Source organism: Streptomyces griseoruber (assembly GCF_001514205.1).
GTDB lineage: Bacteria > Actinomycetota > Actinomycetes > Streptomycetales > Streptomycetaceae > Streptomyces > Streptomyces griseoruber.
In genome coordinates this window covers 36,235-54,375 of record NZ_KQ948773.1, presented here as the reverse complement: position 1 = coordinate 54,375, position 18,141 = coordinate 36,235, and the positions used below count along the sequence as shown (strand labels likewise).

The 18,141-nt window shown below is 71.3% G+C and carries 22 protein-coding genes; 7 read left to right on the top strand and 15 right to left on the bottom strand.

Going from position 1 to position 18,141, the window contains the following annotated elements; all coding sequences use genetic code 11:
• Positions 1-128 precede the first annotated feature (128 nt).
• The 3 genes from AQJ64_RS46435 to AQJ64_RS26080 are packed head-to-tail and all read right to left on the bottom strand — an operon-like array spanning position 129 to position 1,374.
• On the bottom strand, positions 129-347 hold the full coding sequence (locus AQJ64_RS46435) for a DUF397 domain-containing protein (RefSeq protein ID WP_079061943.1): 219 nt from the start codon (positions 345-347) through the stop codon (positions 129-131).
• On the bottom strand, positions 344-544 hold the full coding sequence (locus AQJ64_RS26085) for a DUF397 domain-containing protein (protein ID WP_055634048.1): 201 nt from the start codon (positions 542-544) through the stop codon (positions 344-346). Before AQJ64_RS26085 ends, AQJ64_RS46435 begins: the two co-directional genes overlap by 4 nt.
• On the bottom strand, positions 541-1,374 hold the full coding sequence (locus AQJ64_RS26080; RefSeq protein ID WP_055634047.1) for a helix-turn-helix domain-containing protein: 834 nt from the start codon (positions 1,372-1,374) through the stop codon (positions 541-543). Before AQJ64_RS26080 ends, AQJ64_RS26085 begins: the two co-directional genes overlap by 4 nt.
• A gap of 308 nt (positions 1,375-1,682) precedes the next feature.
• Here AQJ64_RS26080 and AQJ64_RS26075 point away from each other — a divergent pair, with 308 nt between their 5' ends.
• Positions 1,683-1,883 carry a hypothetical protein gene (locus tag AQJ64_RS26075; protein WP_055634046.1) on the top strand — a complete coding sequence of 67 codons (201 nt, stop codon included), beginning with the start codon at positions 1,683-1,685 and terminating at the stop codon, positions 1,881-1,883.
• Entirely contained in the window at positions 1,880-2,179 is a 300-nt protein-coding gene (locus AQJ64_RS26070) for a hypothetical protein (RefSeq protein WP_055634045.1), read from the top strand. The genes AQJ64_RS26075 and AQJ64_RS26070 overlap by 4 nt, the downstream gene beginning before the upstream one ends.
• Before the next feature lie 44 nt (positions 2,180-2,223).
• Here AQJ64_RS26070 and AQJ64_RS26065 read toward each other — a convergent pair whose 3' ends face one another.
• The gene (locus AQJ64_RS26065) at positions 2,224-2,622 is read right to left on the bottom strand and encodes a PIN domain-containing protein (protein ID WP_055634044.1); all 399 of its coding nucleotides are present in this window, start codon (positions 2,620-2,622) and stop codon (positions 2,224-2,226) included.
• Positions 2,619-2,909: a hypothetical protein gene (locus tag AQJ64_RS26060; RefSeq protein ID WP_055634043.1), complete on the bottom strand. Its 291-nt coding sequence runs from the start codon at positions 2,907-2,909 to the stop codon at positions 2,619-2,621. Before AQJ64_RS26060 ends, AQJ64_RS26065 begins: the two co-directional genes overlap by 4 nt.
• Positions 2,910-3,075: 166 nt before the next feature.
• Here AQJ64_RS26060 and AQJ64_RS26055 point away from each other — a divergent pair, with 166 nt between their 5' ends.
• Positions 3,076-5,175, top strand: coding sequence for a pectinesterase family protein (locus AQJ64_RS26055; RefSeq protein WP_055634042.1), 2,100 nt, complete (start codon positions 3,076-3,078; stop codon positions 5,173-5,175).
• Between the two features lie 61 nt (positions 5,176-5,236).
• Positions 5,237-5,992 carry a response regulator transcription factor gene (locus tag AQJ64_RS26050; protein ID WP_059203035.1) on the top strand — a complete coding sequence of 252 codons (756 nt, stop codon included), beginning with the start codon at positions 5,237-5,239 and terminating at the stop codon, positions 5,990-5,992.
• A 13-nt stretch (positions 5,993-6,005) separates the two neighbouring features.
• On the opposite strand, the gene AQJ64_RS26045 is transcribed toward AQJ64_RS26050, so the two are convergent.
• The 4 genes from AQJ64_RS26045 to AQJ64_RS26040 all read right to left on the bottom strand — a co-directional run bounded on the left by AQJ64_RS26045 (position 6,006) and on the right by AQJ64_RS26040 (position 10,263).
• A complete protein-coding gene (locus AQJ64_RS26045; protein WP_059203034.1) occupies positions 6,006-7,790 on the bottom strand; it encodes an ABC transporter ATP-binding protein in 1,785 nt (594 codons plus the stop codon).
• A gap of 67 nt (positions 7,791-7,857) precedes the next feature.
• Complete coding sequence (locus AQJ64_RS49770) at positions 7,858-8,007, bottom strand: hypothetical protein (protein WP_167739007.1); 150 nt, start codon at positions 8,005-8,007, stop codon at positions 7,858-7,860.
• 79 nt (positions 8,008-8,086) lie between these two features.
• Positions 8,087-8,221, bottom strand: a complete 135-nt coding sequence (locus tag AQJ64_RS51795; protein WP_276206720.1) for a hypothetical protein — start codon at positions 8,219-8,221, stop codon at positions 8,087-8,089.
• 239 nt (positions 8,222-8,460) lie between these two features.
• Positions 8,461-10,263: a bifunctional metallophosphatase/5'-nucleotidase gene (locus tag AQJ64_RS26040; protein ID WP_055637809.1), complete on the bottom strand. Its 1,803-nt coding sequence runs from the start codon at positions 10,261-10,263 to the stop codon at positions 8,461-8,463.
• Between the two features lie 157 nt (positions 10,264-10,420).
• Between AQJ64_RS26040 and mshD the strand changes: the two genes are divergently transcribed.
• The gene (gene mshD, locus AQJ64_RS26035) at positions 10,421-11,347 is read left to right on the top strand and encodes a mycothiol synthase (protein ID WP_055637810.1); all 927 of its coding nucleotides are present in this window, start codon (positions 10,421-10,423) and stop codon (positions 11,345-11,347) included.
• A gap of 153 nt (positions 11,348-11,500) precedes the next feature.
• On the opposite strand, the gene AQJ64_RS26030 is transcribed toward mshD, so the two are convergent.
• The 6 genes from AQJ64_RS26030 to AQJ64_RS26005 all read right to left on the bottom strand — a co-directional run bounded on the left by AQJ64_RS26030 (position 11,501) and on the right by AQJ64_RS26005 (position 16,429).
• On the bottom strand, positions 11,501-12,226 hold the full coding sequence (locus AQJ64_RS26030; protein WP_079061942.1) for an ABC transporter: 726 nt from the start codon (positions 12,224-12,226) through the stop codon (positions 11,501-11,503).
• Between the two features lie 14 nt (positions 12,227-12,240).
• On the bottom strand, positions 12,241-13,842 hold the full coding sequence (locus AQJ64_RS26025; protein WP_055637999.1) for a hypothetical protein: 1,602 nt from the start codon (positions 13,840-13,842) through the stop codon (positions 12,241-12,243).
• A complete protein-coding gene (locus tag AQJ64_RS26020) occupies positions 13,839-14,720 on the bottom strand; it encodes an ABC transporter ATP-binding protein (RefSeq protein ID WP_240512918.1) in 882 nt (293 codons plus the stop codon). The genes AQJ64_RS26025 and AQJ64_RS26020 overlap by 4 nt, the downstream gene beginning before the upstream one ends.
• A 73-nt stretch (positions 14,721-14,793) precedes the next feature.
• On the bottom strand, positions 14,794-15,636 hold the full coding sequence (locus AQJ64_RS26015) for an anti-sigma factor family protein (protein WP_055637998.1): 843 nt from the start codon (positions 15,634-15,636) through the stop codon (positions 14,794-14,796).
• Between the two features lie 17 nt (positions 15,637-15,653).
• Positions 15,654-15,890 (bottom strand): hypothetical protein, encoded by a 237-nt coding sequence (locus AQJ64_RS26010; RefSeq protein WP_055637997.1) that lies wholly within the window; start codon positions 15,888-15,890, stop codon positions 15,654-15,656.
• Positions 15,887-16,429: an RNA polymerase sigma factor gene (locus AQJ64_RS26005; RefSeq protein WP_059203033.1), complete on the bottom strand. Its 543-nt coding sequence runs from the start codon at positions 16,427-16,429 to the stop codon at positions 15,887-15,889. The genes AQJ64_RS26010 and AQJ64_RS26005 overlap by 4 nt, the downstream gene beginning before the upstream one ends.
• 245 nt (positions 16,430-16,674) lie before the next feature.
• Between AQJ64_RS26005 and AQJ64_RS26000 the strand changes: the two genes are divergently transcribed.
• Positions 16,675-17,142 (top strand): GntR family transcriptional regulator, encoded by a 468-nt coding sequence (locus AQJ64_RS26000; protein ID WP_059203032.1) that lies wholly within the window; start codon positions 16,675-16,677, stop codon positions 17,140-17,142.
• Positions 17,139-18,068 (top strand): ABC transporter ATP-binding protein, encoded by a 930-nt coding sequence (locus AQJ64_RS25995; RefSeq protein ID WP_059203031.1) that lies wholly within the window; start codon positions 17,139-17,141, stop codon positions 18,066-18,068. The genes AQJ64_RS26000 and AQJ64_RS25995 overlap by 4 nt, the downstream gene beginning before the upstream one ends.
• Positions 18,069-18,141: the final 73 nt, after the last annotated feature.

The following is an 18,141-nucleotide window of genomic DNA, read 5'->3' as shown; positions in this document are numbered from 1 at the left end:
AGCCCCAACAGAGCCTCCAGCGAGGGCGATTCGGGCCGCGACCTGCGGATTCCACCAGCTTGATCGGCTACACCACTCGGCGGGACGCCACCTCGCCACGGGCTTCGAGGACGATCTCACGAACGCGGTCAGGCAGTGCGTCGAAGGCAGTGAGGGCATCGAGCCGCCAGTTCATCTGCCAAGGGCGTGGCCGGGAAGACCAGCGGACGGGCCGCCGAAGCCTTGCTGTCGCGGACGGGGACTATGCCCGGGTAGCCGTCGGCGACCTCGACGCAGTCGTTGGCTCCCCCTTCGCTGTAACTCGACTTGCGCCAGACGGCGGTGCCGAGATCGGGGGCATGGTTCATGATCCCTTGATCCCCTGCAGGAACTCCGCCCAGGAAGCAGCAGCGAAGACGATCGGAGCGGCCGTCGGGGTCTTGCTGTCGCGAACGGGGACTATGCCGGGGTAGCCGTCGGCGACCTCGACGCAGTTCGTGCCGCCCCCGTCGCTGTAGGACGACTTGCGCCACACCGCGGAGGTCAGGTCGGGGGTTCGGTTCATGATCTGTGCTCCTCCAGAAGGCGTTTGATGAACGCCGTCGACTCCGCCGGAGTCAGAGCCGCTTCCCTGACCAGATCGTAGGACAGGCGAAAAGCCAAAACCCTGTCCGGATCGTCGAACAACTCACCGATGCCGTTGCCTTCCACGTAGGCAACGGGTTCTCCTACTCGCTGCCACAACAGCCAGAGATGGCTGTCCATGAGGTCGTGCACTCCGGCGGCGAACGGCAGCACCTGAATTGCTACCGACGGCAGTTCCGCTGCCTTCACCAGGTGGGACAACTGGTCTGCCCATACCTTGGCGTGGGGAACCGGGCGCCGCAGTGCCCCCTCATCCAGGATCACGCGGACAATCGGCGCCGGTTCGCGGTACAGCAACTCCTGGCGGCCCATGCGCAACGCGACCTGCTCTTCGACTTCCTCGCCGTTGCCAGCTGTTGTCCGAGCTCCAGACAACCCTGACAACACCGCACGTGCATAGTCCTCGGTCTGCAACAGGCCCGGCACCCGCAGTTGGAACATCCACATGACCCGCGCCGTCGCTTCCAGTTCCATGAACTTCTTGTACTTGTCCTTGACGACCTCCTTACGCGCGTCACGCCACAGGCGAACCAGCAGGTCACCGGAGCCGTGATAGCTGTCCAGGTCCTCCATGACCGTCATTTTGGACAGCCGGACACCGGACTCCAGCCGGCTCAGATAGCTCTTGTCGTACCCGGTGTCGTCGGCAAGCTGCCCCAGTGACTTCCCCGCCTTCTCCCTGAGCAACTTCAGCGTTCGGCCCAGTGCCGCCCGCCCCGACTCCCGTTCCCCCTCATTCGATTCGCCCACGTCACCCCTCCCCGTTGCCTGGCGCTCCAGACAACACCGAACCTCTTCCGCAGCGCACGCCGCACCTGTGACGATCAGGTCACGAACGGTAATCACCGCTCGTCACCACCCCTGCCACGACAAACCCCCGCGACCGATGCTGCTCGGTCCGGGGGCGTGGCCGACGCTTGCCTGAGGGAGCGCCGACATGCGCGAACGTACCGCCGGATTCATCGAATCGCTACTGCTCCTGCTCGTACGGGCCCTGCTGCCCGCCCGGGGGGCGCCACCGAGCGGTCCCGGACCAACCAGCCGCCGGCAACCAGCCGTTGCCCCCACCCCCGTACCGCCCGCACAACGCGGCCTGCCCCTTCGTGTACGACACCCCCCTCGTGCGCCCCTACCTCCTCACCCCCGACGAGCGCCACGAACGGAGGCTGCAACGGCAGCGCCGCCGCGCCCTCTGGCTCGCAGCGCACGGTATCGGCGTCGGCCCGCGCCGCATCCACGGAGGGGAGGTCGCCGCGTGAACACCGCAGAAGAGCGCAGGCTCCGCCTCCTGCCCTGGACCACCCCCGAGGGCAAACCCTGCTACCTCAGCACCGACAGCGACGCCAGCAGGCTCTCCCTGCTCGCCGACGACATGGAGGCGGCCCAACTGGATTCGGGAGAACAGGTACTCGGCGGAGCGAGGGCCGTACTCGCCGACCCCGTGGCCGGGGAGCGGGCACTGCGCTTCGCGCTCCGCAGGACGACGGAGTGCCTGGCGGACGCCCTCCGCGTCGCGGTGAGCCGGGGTGAGCGCCTCACCAACCACGACGAGTGACAGCGCGGCGGGACGGCCACGGCATGTGGTCGTCCCGCCGTGTCTCAGTGGAAGCCGAGCATGCCCGGGGAGTCGATGTCGACGGTGAGGATGCCCGGCGGGTAGTCGTTCTCGCGGCCGGTCAGGATGATCGACATACCGCCTGTCTCCTGGTGCGGGGTAGCGATGTACAGGGTGTGGCAGATGTCGGTGCCGCCCCAGCCGTCCCGGTGCATCGCTCCGACCGTGGCTGCCGCTGTTTGCGTCAGGGGGTCCACCGTTACGCCAGGGAGAGCAAGAACATCGCTCGCGATGCCCTTCTCCTGCGACTCCGCGTACATGAGGCACAGCGCGGGAATGTGCAACCAGTCACCGGGCGTATGCGCCACATTCTCCGCGAGGTGGTGGAGCGCGCGATGTCCCCCGGCAAGCGACACCACCGCGGTGGTGTCGAGAAGGATCATGCTGCGGCCTGATTCCGCAGGGCGTGCATCTTCTCGGCGGCCATCGCGTACACGTTGGCCAGAACGTTGGGCCCCTGATCGAACTCCTCGTCCGTGAGCGTGCAGCTCATCCGCTCGCGCAGCACCTTGCGAGTCGCGGCCACCCGCTCCGCGATCTGCTCCGCCGTGAGCTGCTGAGCCGCAAGTTCCTCGACAAGCTGCCCCAAAGTCATCCCCCGGTCCTTGGCGACCTGGGCAAGGTGGTCCCGGGCCTGCCGGGACACCTGGATGGTCGTGTGATCTGCCATGGCTCCACCATAGCCACACTGCAGTCGACCTTGTCCGGCCTTGGTTCCCACTTCACCCGATCGTGTTCCAGCACCCCTCGTCGAAATTTCCGTGAGTCCGGCAACCTCTGGGTTCCGTGCGGCGACATACCCGCGGTCCCACTCCCCGCACGGAACGGAACATCGTATGAGCGCGCGCAGAAGCACGGGCACGGCCACGGGCAAGCCCCGGCACCGCAAGCGCCGGACCGCACTCGCCGCAGGCATCCCCCTCGCCCTGACCGCCGCCGGCACCCTCGCGTACGGCACGGACCTGGGCCTCTTCGGGGCGGACGCGCAGCACAAGGCGTCGGCGGCCACCGCCGCGCCCGCCTGGGCCACCGCCTCCGCCGACGGTTTCGCCTCCGTCGACGCGCTGGGCCAGAACGGGACGTACGGCGGCCGGGACGGCAAGACCGTCACCGTGAAGACCCTCGCCGATCTGGAGAAGTACGCGACGGCCGGTGAGCCGTACGTCATCGTCGTCGCGGCGACCATCACCATGGATCCGGTCGGCAAGGAGATCAAGGTCCAGTCGAACAAGACGATCATCGGGTCCGGGACGTCCGGGCAGATCGTCGGCGGTGGCTTCTTCCTCGGCCAGGGCGTGCACAACGTGATCATCCGGAATCTGACGATCCGGGACGCGTACCAGGGCGTCTGGAACGACAAGGAGCACGACTACGACGGCATCCAGATGGACGGCGCCCATCATGTGTGGATCGACCACAACGACATCCGGCACATGGCCGACGGTCTGATCGACAGCCGCAAGGACACCACCTATCTGACGGTCTCCTGGAACAGGCTCAGCCAGGAGAACAAGGCCTTCGGCATCGGCTGGACCGACAACGTCACCGCGGACATCACCATCCACCACAACTGGATCCGCGAGACCGAGCAGCGCAACCCCTCCACGGACAACGTCGCCCACGCGCACCTCTACAACAACTTCCTGGAGGACGTGGCGGGCACCGAGATCAAGTCGTCGTACGGCAACTACGCGCGCGGCCGGACCAGCATGGTCCTGGAGAACTCGTACTTCCAGGGGCTGACCAACCCCGTCGTCCGCGACACCACCGCCACCCTGGTCCAGCGCGGCAACGTGTTCTCCGGGACGACCGGAAAGAACGAGAGCGGCGGCTCGGGCGCGGCCTGGGACCCGAAGAAGTACTACGCGTACAGCCTGGACAAGACGGCCGACGTCCCGTCCCTCCTCAAGTCCGGTGCGGGTCCCCGCAGCACCCTCGGGACGGCCACCGGCACGAGCACGGACACCACCAAGGCGGCCACGACGACGATCACCGTCGCCGCCGACGGCACCGGGCAGTACCGGACGGTCCAGGCCGCCGTGGACGCCGTACCCGCGAACAACACCGCCCGGGTCGTCATCTCCGTGAAGCCGGGGACGTACCGCGAGGTCGTGAAGGTCCCCGCGAACAAGCCGCACGTCACCCTCCAGGGCAGCGGCGGCAGCCGCAAGGACACGACGATCGTCTACGGCAACGCGGCGGGCATGACCAAGCCCGACGGGTCGGGGACGTACGGCACCCCGGGCAGCGCGACCGTGTCCGTCCTCTCGGACGACTCCCAGGTCCGCAATCTCACCGTCACCAACGACTTCGACGAGTCCAGGCACCAGGACATCGCGGGCCAGGCGGTGGCGCTGCTGACGCAGGCCGACCGGATCGTGCTCGACGGGGTCATCGTCAACGGCGACCAGGACACCCTGGAGATGGAGACCGCGGCCAAGGACAAGCTCGGCCGCGTCTACATCAGCAACTCCTACATCACCGGCAACGTCGACTTCATCTTCGGCCGGGCCACGGCCGTCGTCGACAAGTCCGTCATCACGCTGAAGAAGCGCTGGAACGGCACGAGCGCCGGCTATGTCACCGCCCCCAGCACCGCCGCGGGCCGCAAGGGCATCCTGATCAACCGCTCGACGGTCAACGGGGACGTCAGCTCCGCCTCCTTCTTCCTCGGCCGCAACTGGCACCCGGGCGGCGACACGACCGTCGACCCGCAGACCACGGTCCGCGACAGCTCGCTCGGCGCGGCGATCAAGTCGACCCCCTGGTCCGACATGGGCGGCTTCTCCTGGAAGGACGACCGCTTCGCCGAGTACAGGAACACCGGCGCCGGCTCGGGGGCCGCGAGCAGCGACCGCCCGCAGCTGACCGACACCCAGGCCGCCGGCCAGGAGGTCGCGGACTGGCTCGGCGACTGGACGCCGTCGGCCTCCTGATCCCAGCCCAGCCACACCCCTCTGCCAGCTCAGCCACAGCCCTCCGCCCCACCGTGAAGGAATGGTGAATCACACGGTGAGGGGAACGGAAACGGGCACCACGACGAACGCGGCGGGCAGGATCCTGCTCGCCGACGACGACGCGGACATCAGGGAAGGCATCGGCAGACTGCTCAGGTTCGAGGGCTACGAGACCGTCCTGGCCGGTGACGGACGGCTCGCCCTCGACCTGATCGCGGCCCCCGGCGGCGCACCCGACCTGGTCCTGATGGACGTCACCATGCCGGGCCTCGACGGCCTGGCCGCCACCCGCCGCATCCGCGCCTCCGGCTCCACGGTCCCGATCCTCATGATCACCGGCCGGGGCGCGGTCGGCGACCGAATCGTCGCCCTGGACAACGGCGCCGACGACTACCTGATGAAACCCTTCGCCGTCGAGGAACTCCTCGCCCGGGTCCGCGCCCTGCTGCGCCGCGCCACCCGCCGCACACCGCCGCCCCCGCCGCCCGCGGCCCCCGACAGCCTCCGCTTCCTCGACGTCGTCATGACCCACTCCACCCGCACGGTCACCCGGGCCGGCCACCCCGTCGACCTCACCCGCACGGAGTACACACTCCTCGAGTACCTCCTGCGCCACCCCGCGAAGGTCCTCAGCCGCGCCCAGATCCTCCACGACGTCTGGGGCTTCGACTTCGAACCCACCTCCAACACCCTCGACGTCTACGTCATGTACCTCCGCCGGAAACTGGAGACCGGCGGCCGCCCCCGCCTGATCCAGACGGTGCGGGGGCTGGGGTACATGCTCCGGGAGGGCTGAGCCGCCCGGGTTCCTACCGTCGCAGGACCAGGGTGTCCTCCGCCCAGTGCCGCCTTGCGGCGGGGGCGGTGGACCAGGGTTCGGTGAGGCGGGTGTAGGCCGGGCAGGTCCTCATCAGGGTGTCGTGGGTGCCCGTGGCCAGGAGCCGGCCCTCGTCGATCAGGAGGATGCGGTCGGCCTCGGCGGCGAGGCTCAGGTCATGGGTGATCATGATCGTCGTACGGCCGGACATCAGACGGCGCAGGGGCTGGACGATCTGGCGGGCGGCCACCGAGTCGAGGCCGGCGGTGGGCTCGTCGAGGACGAGGACCGGGGCCGCGCGGAGCATGGCGCGGGCGATGGCGATCCGCTGGAGCTGGCCGCCGGAGAGGGCGGCGGTGCCGGGGGCGATGGGGGTGGCGTACCCCTCGGGGAGGGCGCTGATGAAGGCGTGGGCCGCCGCCGCCCGGGCCGCGTCCTCGATCTCCCGGTCCGTCGCGCCCGGCCGGCCGCAGGCGATGTTCTCGTGGATCGTGCCGTTGAGGACGAGGGTCTGCTGGGGCAGCAGGGCCACGTTCTCGCGCAGGAACTCCAGGGGGACGTCGGTGAGGGGGACGCCGTCCAGGGTGATCACGCCCGCGTCGGGGTCGTAGAAGCGGGTGAGGAGCTTGGCGAGGGTGGACTTGCCGGCTCCGCTCGCGCCCGTGACCAGGATCAGTTCGCCGGGGGAGGCGGTGAGGGTCAGGTCCGTGAGGGAGGGGCGGGGGGTGTCGGGGTAGGTGAAGCCGACGCCGTGGAAGGCGATGTGACCGTGGACCGGCCAGCTGGGGACGGGGGCGGCCGGGTCCGCCACGGCCGGGCGGGCGTCCAGGATCTCGGTGATGCGGTCCGCGCCCGCGGTGGCCGCGGTGACCGTCAGACCGAGCTGGCCGAGGCTGCGGACCGGCGGGTAGAGGTAGCCGATGAAGGCGGCGAAGGCGAGGAGGGTGCCGAGGGTCATCCGGCCGGCGGAGATCTCCCAGACGCCCAGGCCGACCACCGCGAGGACGCAGAGGGTCTCGACGACCTCGACGAACTGCTCGTACATCTCGCTCAGCCGCGCTCCGCGCACGCTCGCCCGCATCCAGGCGCGTGCCTCGCGGTCCAGGCGCCGCTCCTCGTCGGCGCGGCGGTTGTACGCCTGGGTCAGCACGACGTTGCCGAGGGACTCCTCCACCACCGAGGTGATCGCGCCGTCCGCGACCCGTTCGTCGCGCGAGGCCTGCTTGATACGGCCGGAGAAGCGGCGGGCCGCCAGGAGGAAGAGGGGGGCGAGGAGGAAGGTGGCCAGGGCCAGGTCCCAGCGCAGGTACAGGGCGGCGGCCGAGTAGAAGACGGCGGAGAAGGCGGCGGAGACCGTGCCCACCACGCCCGACACCACCAGTTGTTCGATCGCCTCCACGTCTCCCGTCAGGCGCTCCACCAGGTCGCCCTGGCGGTGCTGCTGGAAGAAGTGCGGTGGCAGGCCCTGGACATGGGCGAACGTCCGCGCGCGCAGGCGCAGCACGAAACGCTCGGCGGTCCAGGTGGCGAGCGAGTTGCCCAGGTAGCCGACGAGCGCGCCCAGCACGGCGACGCCCAGCCAGGCGCCGGCGGGTCCCCAGAACGCGGAGAGCGAGCCCTCCTTCAGGGCGTTGTCGGTGAGCTGCGCGAACAGCAGGATGGCGGCGGTCTCGGCGAGCGCGGAGACCACCACGCAGGCCACGATCACCAGCATCCAGCCGCGGTCGCCGCGGGTCAGCGGCCAGAAGCGGCGGAAGGCCTCACGGGCTTCCCTCATCGTCGGTTCCTTCCGTACATGGCCGAGGCGGGGCCACCCGGAGGTGACCCCGCCTCGTGGCGTCCCGTCAGCCCTGGTGCGAGACCGGGCGGCGCTTCGGCGCGGGCTGGGCGGCGGCCTTCTTCCTGGCGGCGCCCTTGCAGTCCTTCTTCGCGTCCTTCGTGGCCTTCGTGGCCTGCGTGGACTTCACGACCGGGGCAATCTTGTGGAAGCTCATGGGAATTACCTCTCGCTTTAACAGGTGGCGATTACGTGGTTTTTATGTGTCGCAGGTTTGCAACAGTTTCTGTTGCAACTCAGTTCTTATGGGAGACGGGGCGGCGCTGCTGAGCCGGCTTCGGCGCCTCCTTCTTCTTGGCGGCGGGCTTCGGAGCGGGGACCGGGGTGGTCTTGCGGGCCTTCTTGACCGGGGTGATCTTGTGGAAGCTCATGGCGTTCTCCATTCATGGTGTTCGCGATCTTCGCTTTCGCGTCGTTCGCTTTCGACATGGAAAACACTACGGGACGTCCGGCGGGGGAAAAGCCAATTCCGCTGAGACCTCAATGAATTACGGCTGAGACAAATTTTCAGGCGGATACGGGAACCCATCCGGGACTCACACAGGTTGGAGAACACGACGAGGCCGCCGCGTCGGTGACGCGACGGCCTCGCTGAGGGACGAGCCGTGGGCTACTGCACGATCGTGATCCGGTTCGCCACCGGCGGCGCGATCGGGCTGGTCGCCGAGGAGTTGGCGGTCAGGTACTGCTCGAGGGCCGTGAGGTCGTCCGTGCCGACGAGGTCACCCGTGCCCTGGCCGAGGGTGGTGAAGCCGTCGCCGCCGCCCGCGAGGAAGCTGTTGGTGGCGATGCGGTAGGTGGCCGACGGGTCGACGGCCGCGCCGTTCAGCCTGATGGAGTCGGTGACGACCCGGTCGGCGCCGGTCTTCGTCAGGTCCAGCGTGTACGTCAGGTTCGCGGACGGCTGGAGGATCTTCGGCGCGCTCGTGTTCGTCCCGCTGACCTGCTCCTTGAGGACCTGGATCAGCTGGGCGCCGGTGAAGTCCTGGAGGTTCACGGTGTTGGAGAACGGCTGGACCGTGAAGCCCTCTGCATACGTCACCACGCCGTCGCCCTCGCTGCCCTTGGCCGCGTAGGTGAGGCCGGCCCGGACACCGCCCGGGTTCATCAGCGCGAGGTCGGTCCCGGCGTCGAGCGTCCTGCCGTACGCCAGCTGCGCGTCCGCGATCAGGTCACCCATCGGCGACTCGGTGCCCGTGTTGGGCACGTCGGCCGCGATGTAGCCGATGGCGCGGTTGCCGATCGGCGCGGCGAGCGTGTTCCACTTGCTGATCAGCTCGGTCATGTCCGGCGCCTTGGCGACGGTCCGGGTGACCACGTGGTTCGCCGACTTCACGGACGTGCGCGCGATGTCGCCGGTGAAGCGGTCGTACGTCAGCGTGGTGTCCGTGTAGAGGCGGCCGAAGGACGCGGCCGAGGTGACCATGCGCGGGTTGCCCGCCGGGTCCGGGATGGTGCACACGTACGCGGCGTGGGTGTGACCCGTCACCAGCGCGTCGACCGACGGCGAGATGTTCTTCGCGATGTCCACGATCGGGCCGGAGATGCCGCCACCGGCGCCCGGGGAGTCGCAGTTGTAGTTGTACGCGCCCGACGCCGGCAGTCCGCCCTCGTGGATCAGGGCCACGATCGACTTCACGCCCTGGCGCTGGAGCACCTTGGCGTACTTGTTGATCGTCTCGACCTCGTCCTTGAACTTCAGGCCCTTGACGCCCTCGGCGGAGACGACGCCCGGGGTGTCCTCCAGGGTCACCCCGATGAAGCCGATCTTGACGTCCTTCTTCTTCCAGACCCAGTACGGCGCGAGGATCGGCTTGCCGGTCTTCTCGCTGAGCACGTTGGCCGCCAGGTACGGGAAGTCGGCGCCCTTGAACCTCTTGTCCGTGTAGCAGCCGGCCGTCGGGTGGCAGCCGCCGTTCTGCAGACGGGCCAGTTCCTTCGCGCCCTCGTCGAACTCGTGGTTGCCGACGGAGGTGACGTCCAGGTCCAGCTTGTTGAGCGCCTCGATGGTGGGCTCGTCGTGGAACAGGCCCGAGATCAGCGGGGAGGCGCCGACCATGTCACCGCCGGCCGCGGTGATGGAGTACGCGTTGCCCTGGCGGGCCTCGCGCAGATGCGTGGCGAGGTACTCGACACCGCCCGCGTCGATGGTCTTCGTCGTGCCGTCCGCCTGAAGCTCCGTCACCCGGCCGGACGAGCCCGACGGCGGTTCCAGGTTGCCGTGCAGATCGTTGAACGACAGCAACTGCACGTCCTGGTAGCGGCTCGGCAGCGGCTTGCCGTGGTGCGCGTCGTGGGCGTCCGCCGGAAGAGCCGCGGCCAGCGCACCCGTGGTGGCGAGCGTGGCGGCGGCCGCGAGCAGACGGTACGTACGACGTCTGCGGCCCGGGTCCGGCTGGGAAGTGGCTGGCATGCGCCCCCCTGTGAATCGGCTGAGGTAGGTGGCCCCGTCCGGCGCAGCCTAAGGTCAACGCGCGTAGCGCGACAGGGGGTTCCGGGTTACATCCTGGTTTCCCTTTGCCCTCCCCTTTGCCCCCACTTTGCGGCGCCCTCCCCTTACCCTCGTACGCATGACCAGCGACGACATCGCACGGCCCCACGGCTCCCGATCCATCGAGACCCTCACCGAGCTCTCCCCCGAACAGACCGATGCCGTCCTCGACCTGCTCGCGGAGGCCCTGCGCACGGACGGGCAGCAGGCGGTGTCCGAGCAGGGCCGGCTGCAACTGCGCGGGGGTCCCCGCGAAGGTGTCTCCCATCTGGTCCTGACCGTCGGCGGTGAACTCGTCGGCTACGCCCAGCTGGAGGACACCGACCCGATCGAGGCGCCGGCCGCCGAACTGGTCGTCCACCCCTCCCACCGCGGCCATGGGCACGGCCGCGCCCTCGGCGCCGCGCTGCTCGCCGCCTCCGGCAAACGGCTGCGGGTGTGGGCCCACGGCGGCCACTCCGCGGCCCGCCATCTCGCCCAGGTCCTCGGGCTGACCCTGTTCCGCGAACTGCGCCAGCTGCGGCGGCCGTTGACCGGCCTCTCGCTGCCCGACCCGGTGCTGCCCGAGGGAGTCACCGTCCGCACCTTCGAGCCCGGCCGGGACGACGCGACCTGGCTCGCCGTCAACTCCGCGGCCTTCGCCCACCACCCCGAGCAGGGATCCCTGGTGCAGCGCGACCTCGACGACCGCAAGGCCCAGCCCTGGTTCGACCCGGCCGGCTTCTTCCTCGCCTTCCGGGGCGAGGAACTCATCGGCTTCCACTGGACCAAGGTCCACGCCGAGGAACAGCTCGGCGAGGTGTACGTCCTCGGCGTCGCCCCCGGCGCCCAGGGCGGCGGCCTCGGCAAGTCCCTGACCACGATCGGTCTGCGGCACCTCGCGGGGCAGGGACTGCCCACGGCGATGCTCTACGTCGACGCCGACAACAAGGCGGCGGTGGCGGTGTACGAGGGCCTGGGGTTCGTCACGCACGAGACGGACCTGATGTATCGGACGGAGACGTGAGCCTCTGCTCGTGCGGTGGCCGTTCGTCGGGGTGAGCGTCTCCGGGGGCCGCCACCCCCGGCCCCGGCCCCCGGCCCCCGGCCCCCGGCCCCAGGCCCTGGCCGCTTCGGCCCTGAACGGGCCCCGTCCTCGAACGCCGGACGGGCTGACAGATCAGCGGCCGCTCGTCGTCGCCGTCCGCCGCAGCAGACCCTGTCCGAGGGGCTCCGGAGTCCACAGCGCGCACACCGCCAGCGTCACCCCCAGGACCGCCGCCCATCGCAGCTGCGTCGGCTCCCACCAGGGGTCGGCCGGTGTGGCCAGCAGGCCCCAGCGGTTGGGGGTCAGGACGGCCACCGCGGCCCCCGTGAGCAGGCATATCGCCGTGCTCCTGCCCACCTCCGGGGAGTCCGTGAAACGGACGGCGACCGTGGCGAGGGCCAGGGCGGCCGCGGTCGTCGCCGCCGCCTGAAGGGTGACCGGGAGGAGCGGGGGGCGGGTCGGCGACGGTACGAGGAGGAGGGCCGTCGTCCACCACAGGGCGGTCAGCGGGAGCGCCATCGCCAGGCGCAGGACCGTCCGCAGCGGGCGGGCGACCGGGGTGGTCGCGCTGGTGTTGCGGGCCGGGTCGTCCAGGAGGAAGGCCAGGCCCAGGGCGCCGGAGAGTGCCGTGAGCCGCAGGACGAACAGGCCCGGCCCGGCGCCCGGGGCATGGTCGGGGAGGCGGGTGCTCGCCGCGAGCAGCAGGCCCACCGCGCCGGCGATCGTCAGGGCCCGCCGGGGCAGGGTGCGCCAGACCGGCACCAGCAGCGGGCGCAGCAGGGTCGCGGTGTCTCTCCTCGCGTCCGCCGTCACCTGGGCGGCCTCCATCTCCTTGGCCTCCACTCCGTCGTCCCTCACTCCCCCGGTCTCCTCTACTCCTCGCACTTCTCCGCCTCCTTCGGAACCGGGACGCCCAGCAGCTTCGCGGCCTGGGCCGTCGTCGTCGACGCGGAGGTCAGCTCCGTCCAGTGGGTCTTGACCCGTTCGGTGATCTCGGCTCGCGGGCGGTCCAGGAGCTCCCGGACAACCGTCGTCTGATCCGCCCCCAGGGAGAACCCGCTGGTGGGCGCGAGGATCACGGCGGAGCCCTTGTCGCTGTCGTCCAGCCGGACGTCACGGAAGGTGGCCAGCGGGGTGGGGTCGGCGCCCAGGGCCAGCCACATGATCGTCACCGCGCGGGCGTCGCCGCAGAGTTCCCCGGTCGTCGCCTCCTCCGTACCCGTCACGAGGACGGTGGCGACGCCGACCGCGAACTCGGGGACGCGGTTGCCGCCCCAGTGTGTGCCGACCGTGACCTCGCCGGGCGTGGTCAGGGCGGTGAGGGAGCTGTCCTGCTCCACTCCGCCGGTGACGTCGATGCGCTGGCGGATCGTCAGCGGCCTGGTCGCGGCCGTGCCGCCCGCCAGGGACCGCGCCCGCCGGACCACACCGGACCAGTCGTCCCGTACGCCGTTCCACTCGGGGAAGGAGCAGTACGTCGAGCCGTCGTACTTGGTGCAGGACTGCACCTTCAGCGGGGTCTCGGACGCCACCTTGCGGGCCTCCTCCAGAGCCGCCGTGTCCCGGGGCACCTGGCCGATCACACCGGCCATGGTGGTCGCCAGGGCGAGGGCCGTGGCCGCCTTGACGGCGCGGGTGCGGCCGCCGGACAGAAGCAGGGCCGCGCAGGCCACCACGGCGCACAGACCGAGGAGGTAGAGGGCGTGCCAGGCGGCGGGGCGGCCGAGCAGGTCGGAGGGGACCGGGTCGCCGCTGGGTACGGAGTCCAGGGAGACCGGGCTGAGCCACTGCCAGGCCCAGCCCTTGCCCTGGCCGGCGAGCTCGGAGGCGACGACCACGGCCAGGTAGAAGACGATGACGAACAGTATGGGCGTGAAGGACGAGGGCAGCAGACGGGCCAGCAGCACACCCACGACCCCGGCCAGCAGGACCGTCAGGGGCCCCACCACCAGTTCGCCGAGCGAGCCGTGGCCGATCGCGCCCGGCTTGAGCGCCTCCCGGGTGTACCGCGCGAGGACGAGGAGCGCGGTGAGCGCCGCGAAGGGCACCACGGACAGGATGTGGGCGAGGGTGCGCCGCCAGGAGTCCATGGCCAGGACGTCGAACTGATGGACCGTGCCGTACTTCCGGGAACGCAGTGCGGCCGCGTTGGCGCAGACGAGCACGGCGAGGGCGAACAGCGGGGGCACCGTCTGGGTGTCCCGGTCCACCATGTTGAGGATCGGGTAGTCGTCCATGCCCTCCTGACGCACCATCTGCAGAACGACGAGGCCGAGGCAGAGGGCGAAGAAGAAGAGGATCTGGATCTGCGTCAGCAGATCGTGCGTCTCGAAGCGGGCCAGGGCGAGGACCGCGCGGAAGCGGCGGCGCTCGCCGGGCTGCCCGGAGCCGGTGGCGGGCGCCTCGTCGAGCGGTGTGGCCGGAGGGCCGGCCGGGGTGACCGGGGCGTCGGGCGTGGCCGGGGTGGGGCTCATGCCGTCACCTCCGCGCTCTCGCCGTCCAGGGCCAGCAGATAGCCGTCCTCCAGGGTGGGTTCGAGCAGATCGGCGCCTGCGGGCGGGGCGCCGATGTTGCGGAAGGTGCCCATGCCGGTGCGCCAGCCCGCCAGTGCGCCCGGGGCGCGTTCCGCGCTGCTCCAGACCCGGCCCGCCGCGCGGGCGGTGAGCTCGGCGGGGGTGCCCTCGAAGCGGACCCGGCCACCGGCGAGGACGACGACACGGTGGCAGAGCATCGCCACGTCCTCGGTCTGGTGCGTGGACAGCAGGACCGTGCGGCCCTCGCCGGCCTGGGCGATCAGGTCCCGGAAGCGCATGCGCTGCTCGGGGTCCAGGCCGACGGTCGGCTCGTCCAGGACGAGGAAACCGGGGTCGCCGACCAGCGCGGCGGCCAGGGCGACACGCTGGCGCATCCCGCCGGAGAGCCGCTTGAGACGCTTGCCGCGCACATCGGAGAGGTCGACGGCGTCCAGGACGCGGCGCACCTCGCGGTGGCGGGCCCCCCGGTCGGTCAGCTCCTTGAGGATCGCCACGTAGTCGACGAACTCGAAGGCCGTGAAGTCCGGGTGGAAGCCGGGGGTCTGGGGCAGATAGCCGAGCTCGCGGCGCAGGGCCAGGCGGCCGGCGGCGGTGCGGGGGTCGTGGCCGAGGGCGGTGAACCGGCCGTCGTCGGCCGGTACGGCCGTGGCCAGCACCCGCAGCAGGGTGGTCTTCCCGGCGCCGTTGGGACCGAGCAGCCCGGTGACACCGCGCGTCAGCCGGAGGGAGACGCCGTCGAGGGCACGGGTGCCGCCGAAACGCAGGGCCAGCCCGTCGGCCCGCAGCGTGCTGGGCTCGGTGAGAGGGTCGATGGTCACGCGGGGCTCCTGAAAGTCCTGAAAGTCCTGAAAGGGCGAGAAGACGGGGAGGCGGGTGCGGGGCGGGTCGGGGTCATGCCGGGCCCCCGTCCGCGAAGCCCCGCAGCGGGCGGGCGTCGAAGCGGTCCCGGGCCTGGTAGAGCAGCAGGGCGGCGACGACCGTCACCCCGGCGGCGGCGGACTGCCCGACCGCGGTGAAGGGGGCGAGGGTGCCGGCGGTGTGCGGCTGGGTCTGCAACACGACCAGCAGGGTCAGCCAGGCGCCGCCGACCAGGGCGGGCGCGAGGACCGGGCCGAGCCGGGCGGAGAGGGCGAGGCCCGTGGTGGTGAGGGCGAGGGCGGGCAGCAGCCAGGCCAGGGCCATCAGTCCGTACCCCGGCAGGGCGAGGGTCGCCAGGCCGTTGAGCGCGAGGCCCGCGGTGAGGACCGCGACCGTGCGGATCATCAGCAGACGGAAGCCGTGCAGCGGGGCGACGACCGCCATCTCGTACGTCGGGTCGAGGCCAGGGCCGTAGGACAGCGCGACACCGGCCAGCGGAAGCAGCGGGGCGAGCGCGAGGAACAGCCCGGGCAGGTCCGCCACGCGCACCGCCAGCACCGTCATGACCAGGAGGAACAGCACCGACAGCAGCCAGGAGCGGCGCAGCACCGGCGTCGCCGTCAGAAGCCGCGCGGTGTGGTCGGCCACGCCGATCCGCACCAGCAGCCGCTCGGTCAGGCTCGGCCGGGGCGCGTCCAGTTCGGCGTCCAGCCGCTGCCAGGCGGTGTCCAGCGCCACGGGGTCGACGCCGGCCGCGAGCCGGGCCCGGCACTCCGCGCACCGGGTGAGGTGTGTGTCGGTGGACCACAGCAGGGGCGGTGCCAACTCGCCGAGGGCGTAGGCCCGCAGATCGTCCTCCGCCACATGCCATGTCATGCCTGTGCCTCCCTCGGTCATGCCTGTGCCTCCCTCGGCTGGTGCCGGTCGGCACCGTCGTCTGAGCGGTCGTACGAGCCGTCGTGCACGCCGTCCACCGGGCCCGGGCGCTCGGCCCGGTGCCCTCTCGCGCGCTCTCCCGCGCGGGCCGCGGCCTCCGCCTGCGCGTACCAGCGCAGGGCGGCTCCGCCCGTGCGGCCGGTGCGCCGCCGGGGTGCGCGGCTTGCGCGCGCCCCGTCCACGATCCGCCTCATGCCAGCGCCTCCCGCAGTTGCTTGCGGGCGCGCAGGGCCCGCGTCTTGACCGTGCCGGGCGGGATGCCGAGCAGAACCGCGGCCTCCCTGGTGGTGAGCCCGTCGATGACGGTCGCCTGGAGGACGGCCCGCAGCTCCGGCGAGAGGCGGGTGAGGGCCCCGGCGAGGTCCCCGTGCTCCACCCCCGCGAGCACGCGTTCCTCCGCCGAGACCTCGTCCCGGTGGCGCAGACGCGACAGGGCCTGGCGCAAGCGGCCGCGCGCGCCGTCGCCGCGCAGGGCGTCGACCAGCCGGCGCGCGGCGATGCGCCACAGCCAGCCCGCCACGTCGCCCTCCTCGCGATAGCGGGCGCTGCCCCGCCACACCGCGAGGAACGTCTCCTGCACGACGTCGTCGACTATCCCGGCGTCGGCGCAGCGGCCGCGCATCCGCGCGGTCAGCCACGGCGCGAACCGCCGGTACAGCTCCTCGAAGGCGTGACGGTCCGCGTCTGCCGCGATGGCCCGCAGCAGCTCCCCGTCGCTTCTCGTTTCGCTCACAACCCCTCATCGGTCCGGCCCCGCCGATCGGTTCACGATCCGGCCCACGAATTTTCCGTGAGCCGTACCGCCCCGGGGCCCACCCCCCTCGACCTGGCCTTTCGCCCCGATCCCCGGCCGGAATCAGGGCAGTTGGGCCTCGGCGGGGGCGTCCCGATCCGGCCGGCGGCCTTCTCGATCTTGACTTCCCTCCCTCCGATCCACCACCCTTTCACTACTCAATTAGTGAAAGGGGGTTGATCCGAGTGGTCGAGTACCGCATCGACCGGCACAGCGGCGTGGCCACCTACGTCCAGATCGTCCAGCAGACCAAACAGGCCCTGCGGCTGGGCGTGTTGCGGCCCGGGGACAAGCTGCCCACCGCCCGCGAGGTCGTCGAGGCGACCGCCATCAACCCGAACACCGTGCTGAAGGCGTACCGCGAACTGGAGCGCGAGGGGCTGGTGGAGGCGCGGCGCGGGCTCGGCACGTTCGTGCGGCGCGGCCTGAGCACCGCCCCGGCCGACTCGCCCCTGCGCACCGAGCTGGACGCCTGGGCCGTACGGGCCCGGGACACCGGCCTGGACCGCGAGGACGTGGCCGCGCTCTTCACCGCCGTACTCGAAGAACACTTCGCCCCACCGGGTGGACCACCCGGCACATCCCCCGCGGCCCCCGCCCCCCGGCCCCCCGCTCACGCAGAGCCCGCCCACCCCCAGGGAGACCCCTCATGACCGATCTCGCCATGGCGGCCACCGCGCTCGGCAAGCGATTCGGCCGGCGCAGGGGCTGGGCGCTGCGGGACTGCGCGTTCCGGCTCCCGGCCGGGCGGGTCTGCGCCGTCGTCGGACCGAACGGGGCCGGGAAGTCCACGCTCCTCTCCCTCGCCGCCGGGCTGCTGGCCCCCACCGAGGGCACCATCACCGTCCTCGGCACGGACCCCGCGTCCGCACGCGCGCGTGTCGGCTACGTCGCCCAGGACAAGCCGCTGCACCCGCAGCTCACGATCGCCGAGACGCTGCGCATGGGCGCCCACCTCAACCCGGGCCGCTGGGAGGCCACGGCCGCCGAGCGGATCGTCGCCGCGGGAGAGCTCGACCCCAGGCGCAGGATCCGCGCGCTCTCCGGCGGCCAGCGCACCCGGGTCGCCCTCGCGCTCGCCCTCGCCAAGCGGCCCGAGCTGCTGCTCCTGGACGAGCCGATGGCCGACCTGGACCCGCTCGCCCGGCACGAGCTGATGGGCGCCCTCATGTCCCAGGCGGCACAGCACGGGACGACGATCGTGATGTCGTCGCACGTGGTCGCCGAGCTGGAGGACTCCTGCGACCATCTGCTGCTGGTCGGCCGCGGCCGGATCCGGCTGGCCGGGGAGATCGACGACCTGCTGGCCGCGCACACGCGCGTGAGCACGACGACGCAGGCGGCGGAGAGGGCGGGCGCGGCGGAGGCGGTGGCCGAGCTCCCCGACCTCCGCGCGCACACGGTCGTCGAGTCCCGGGTCACCGGCCGCCAGCTCACCGCGCTGATCCGCCCCGCCGGCCGCCTCGCCGACGACTGGCGCACCTCGGCGCCCTCCCTGGAGGAACTCATCCTCGCCTATCTGCGCAACCCCGAGGCCGCCTCCCTCACCCCCGCCGCCCCCGAGGAGGCCCTGGCGTGACCCCGGCCCCGGGCACCACCTCCCCGCTCAGGCGCCCCACCCCTTCCGCCCTCTGCCCGTCCCCCGTCCAGGA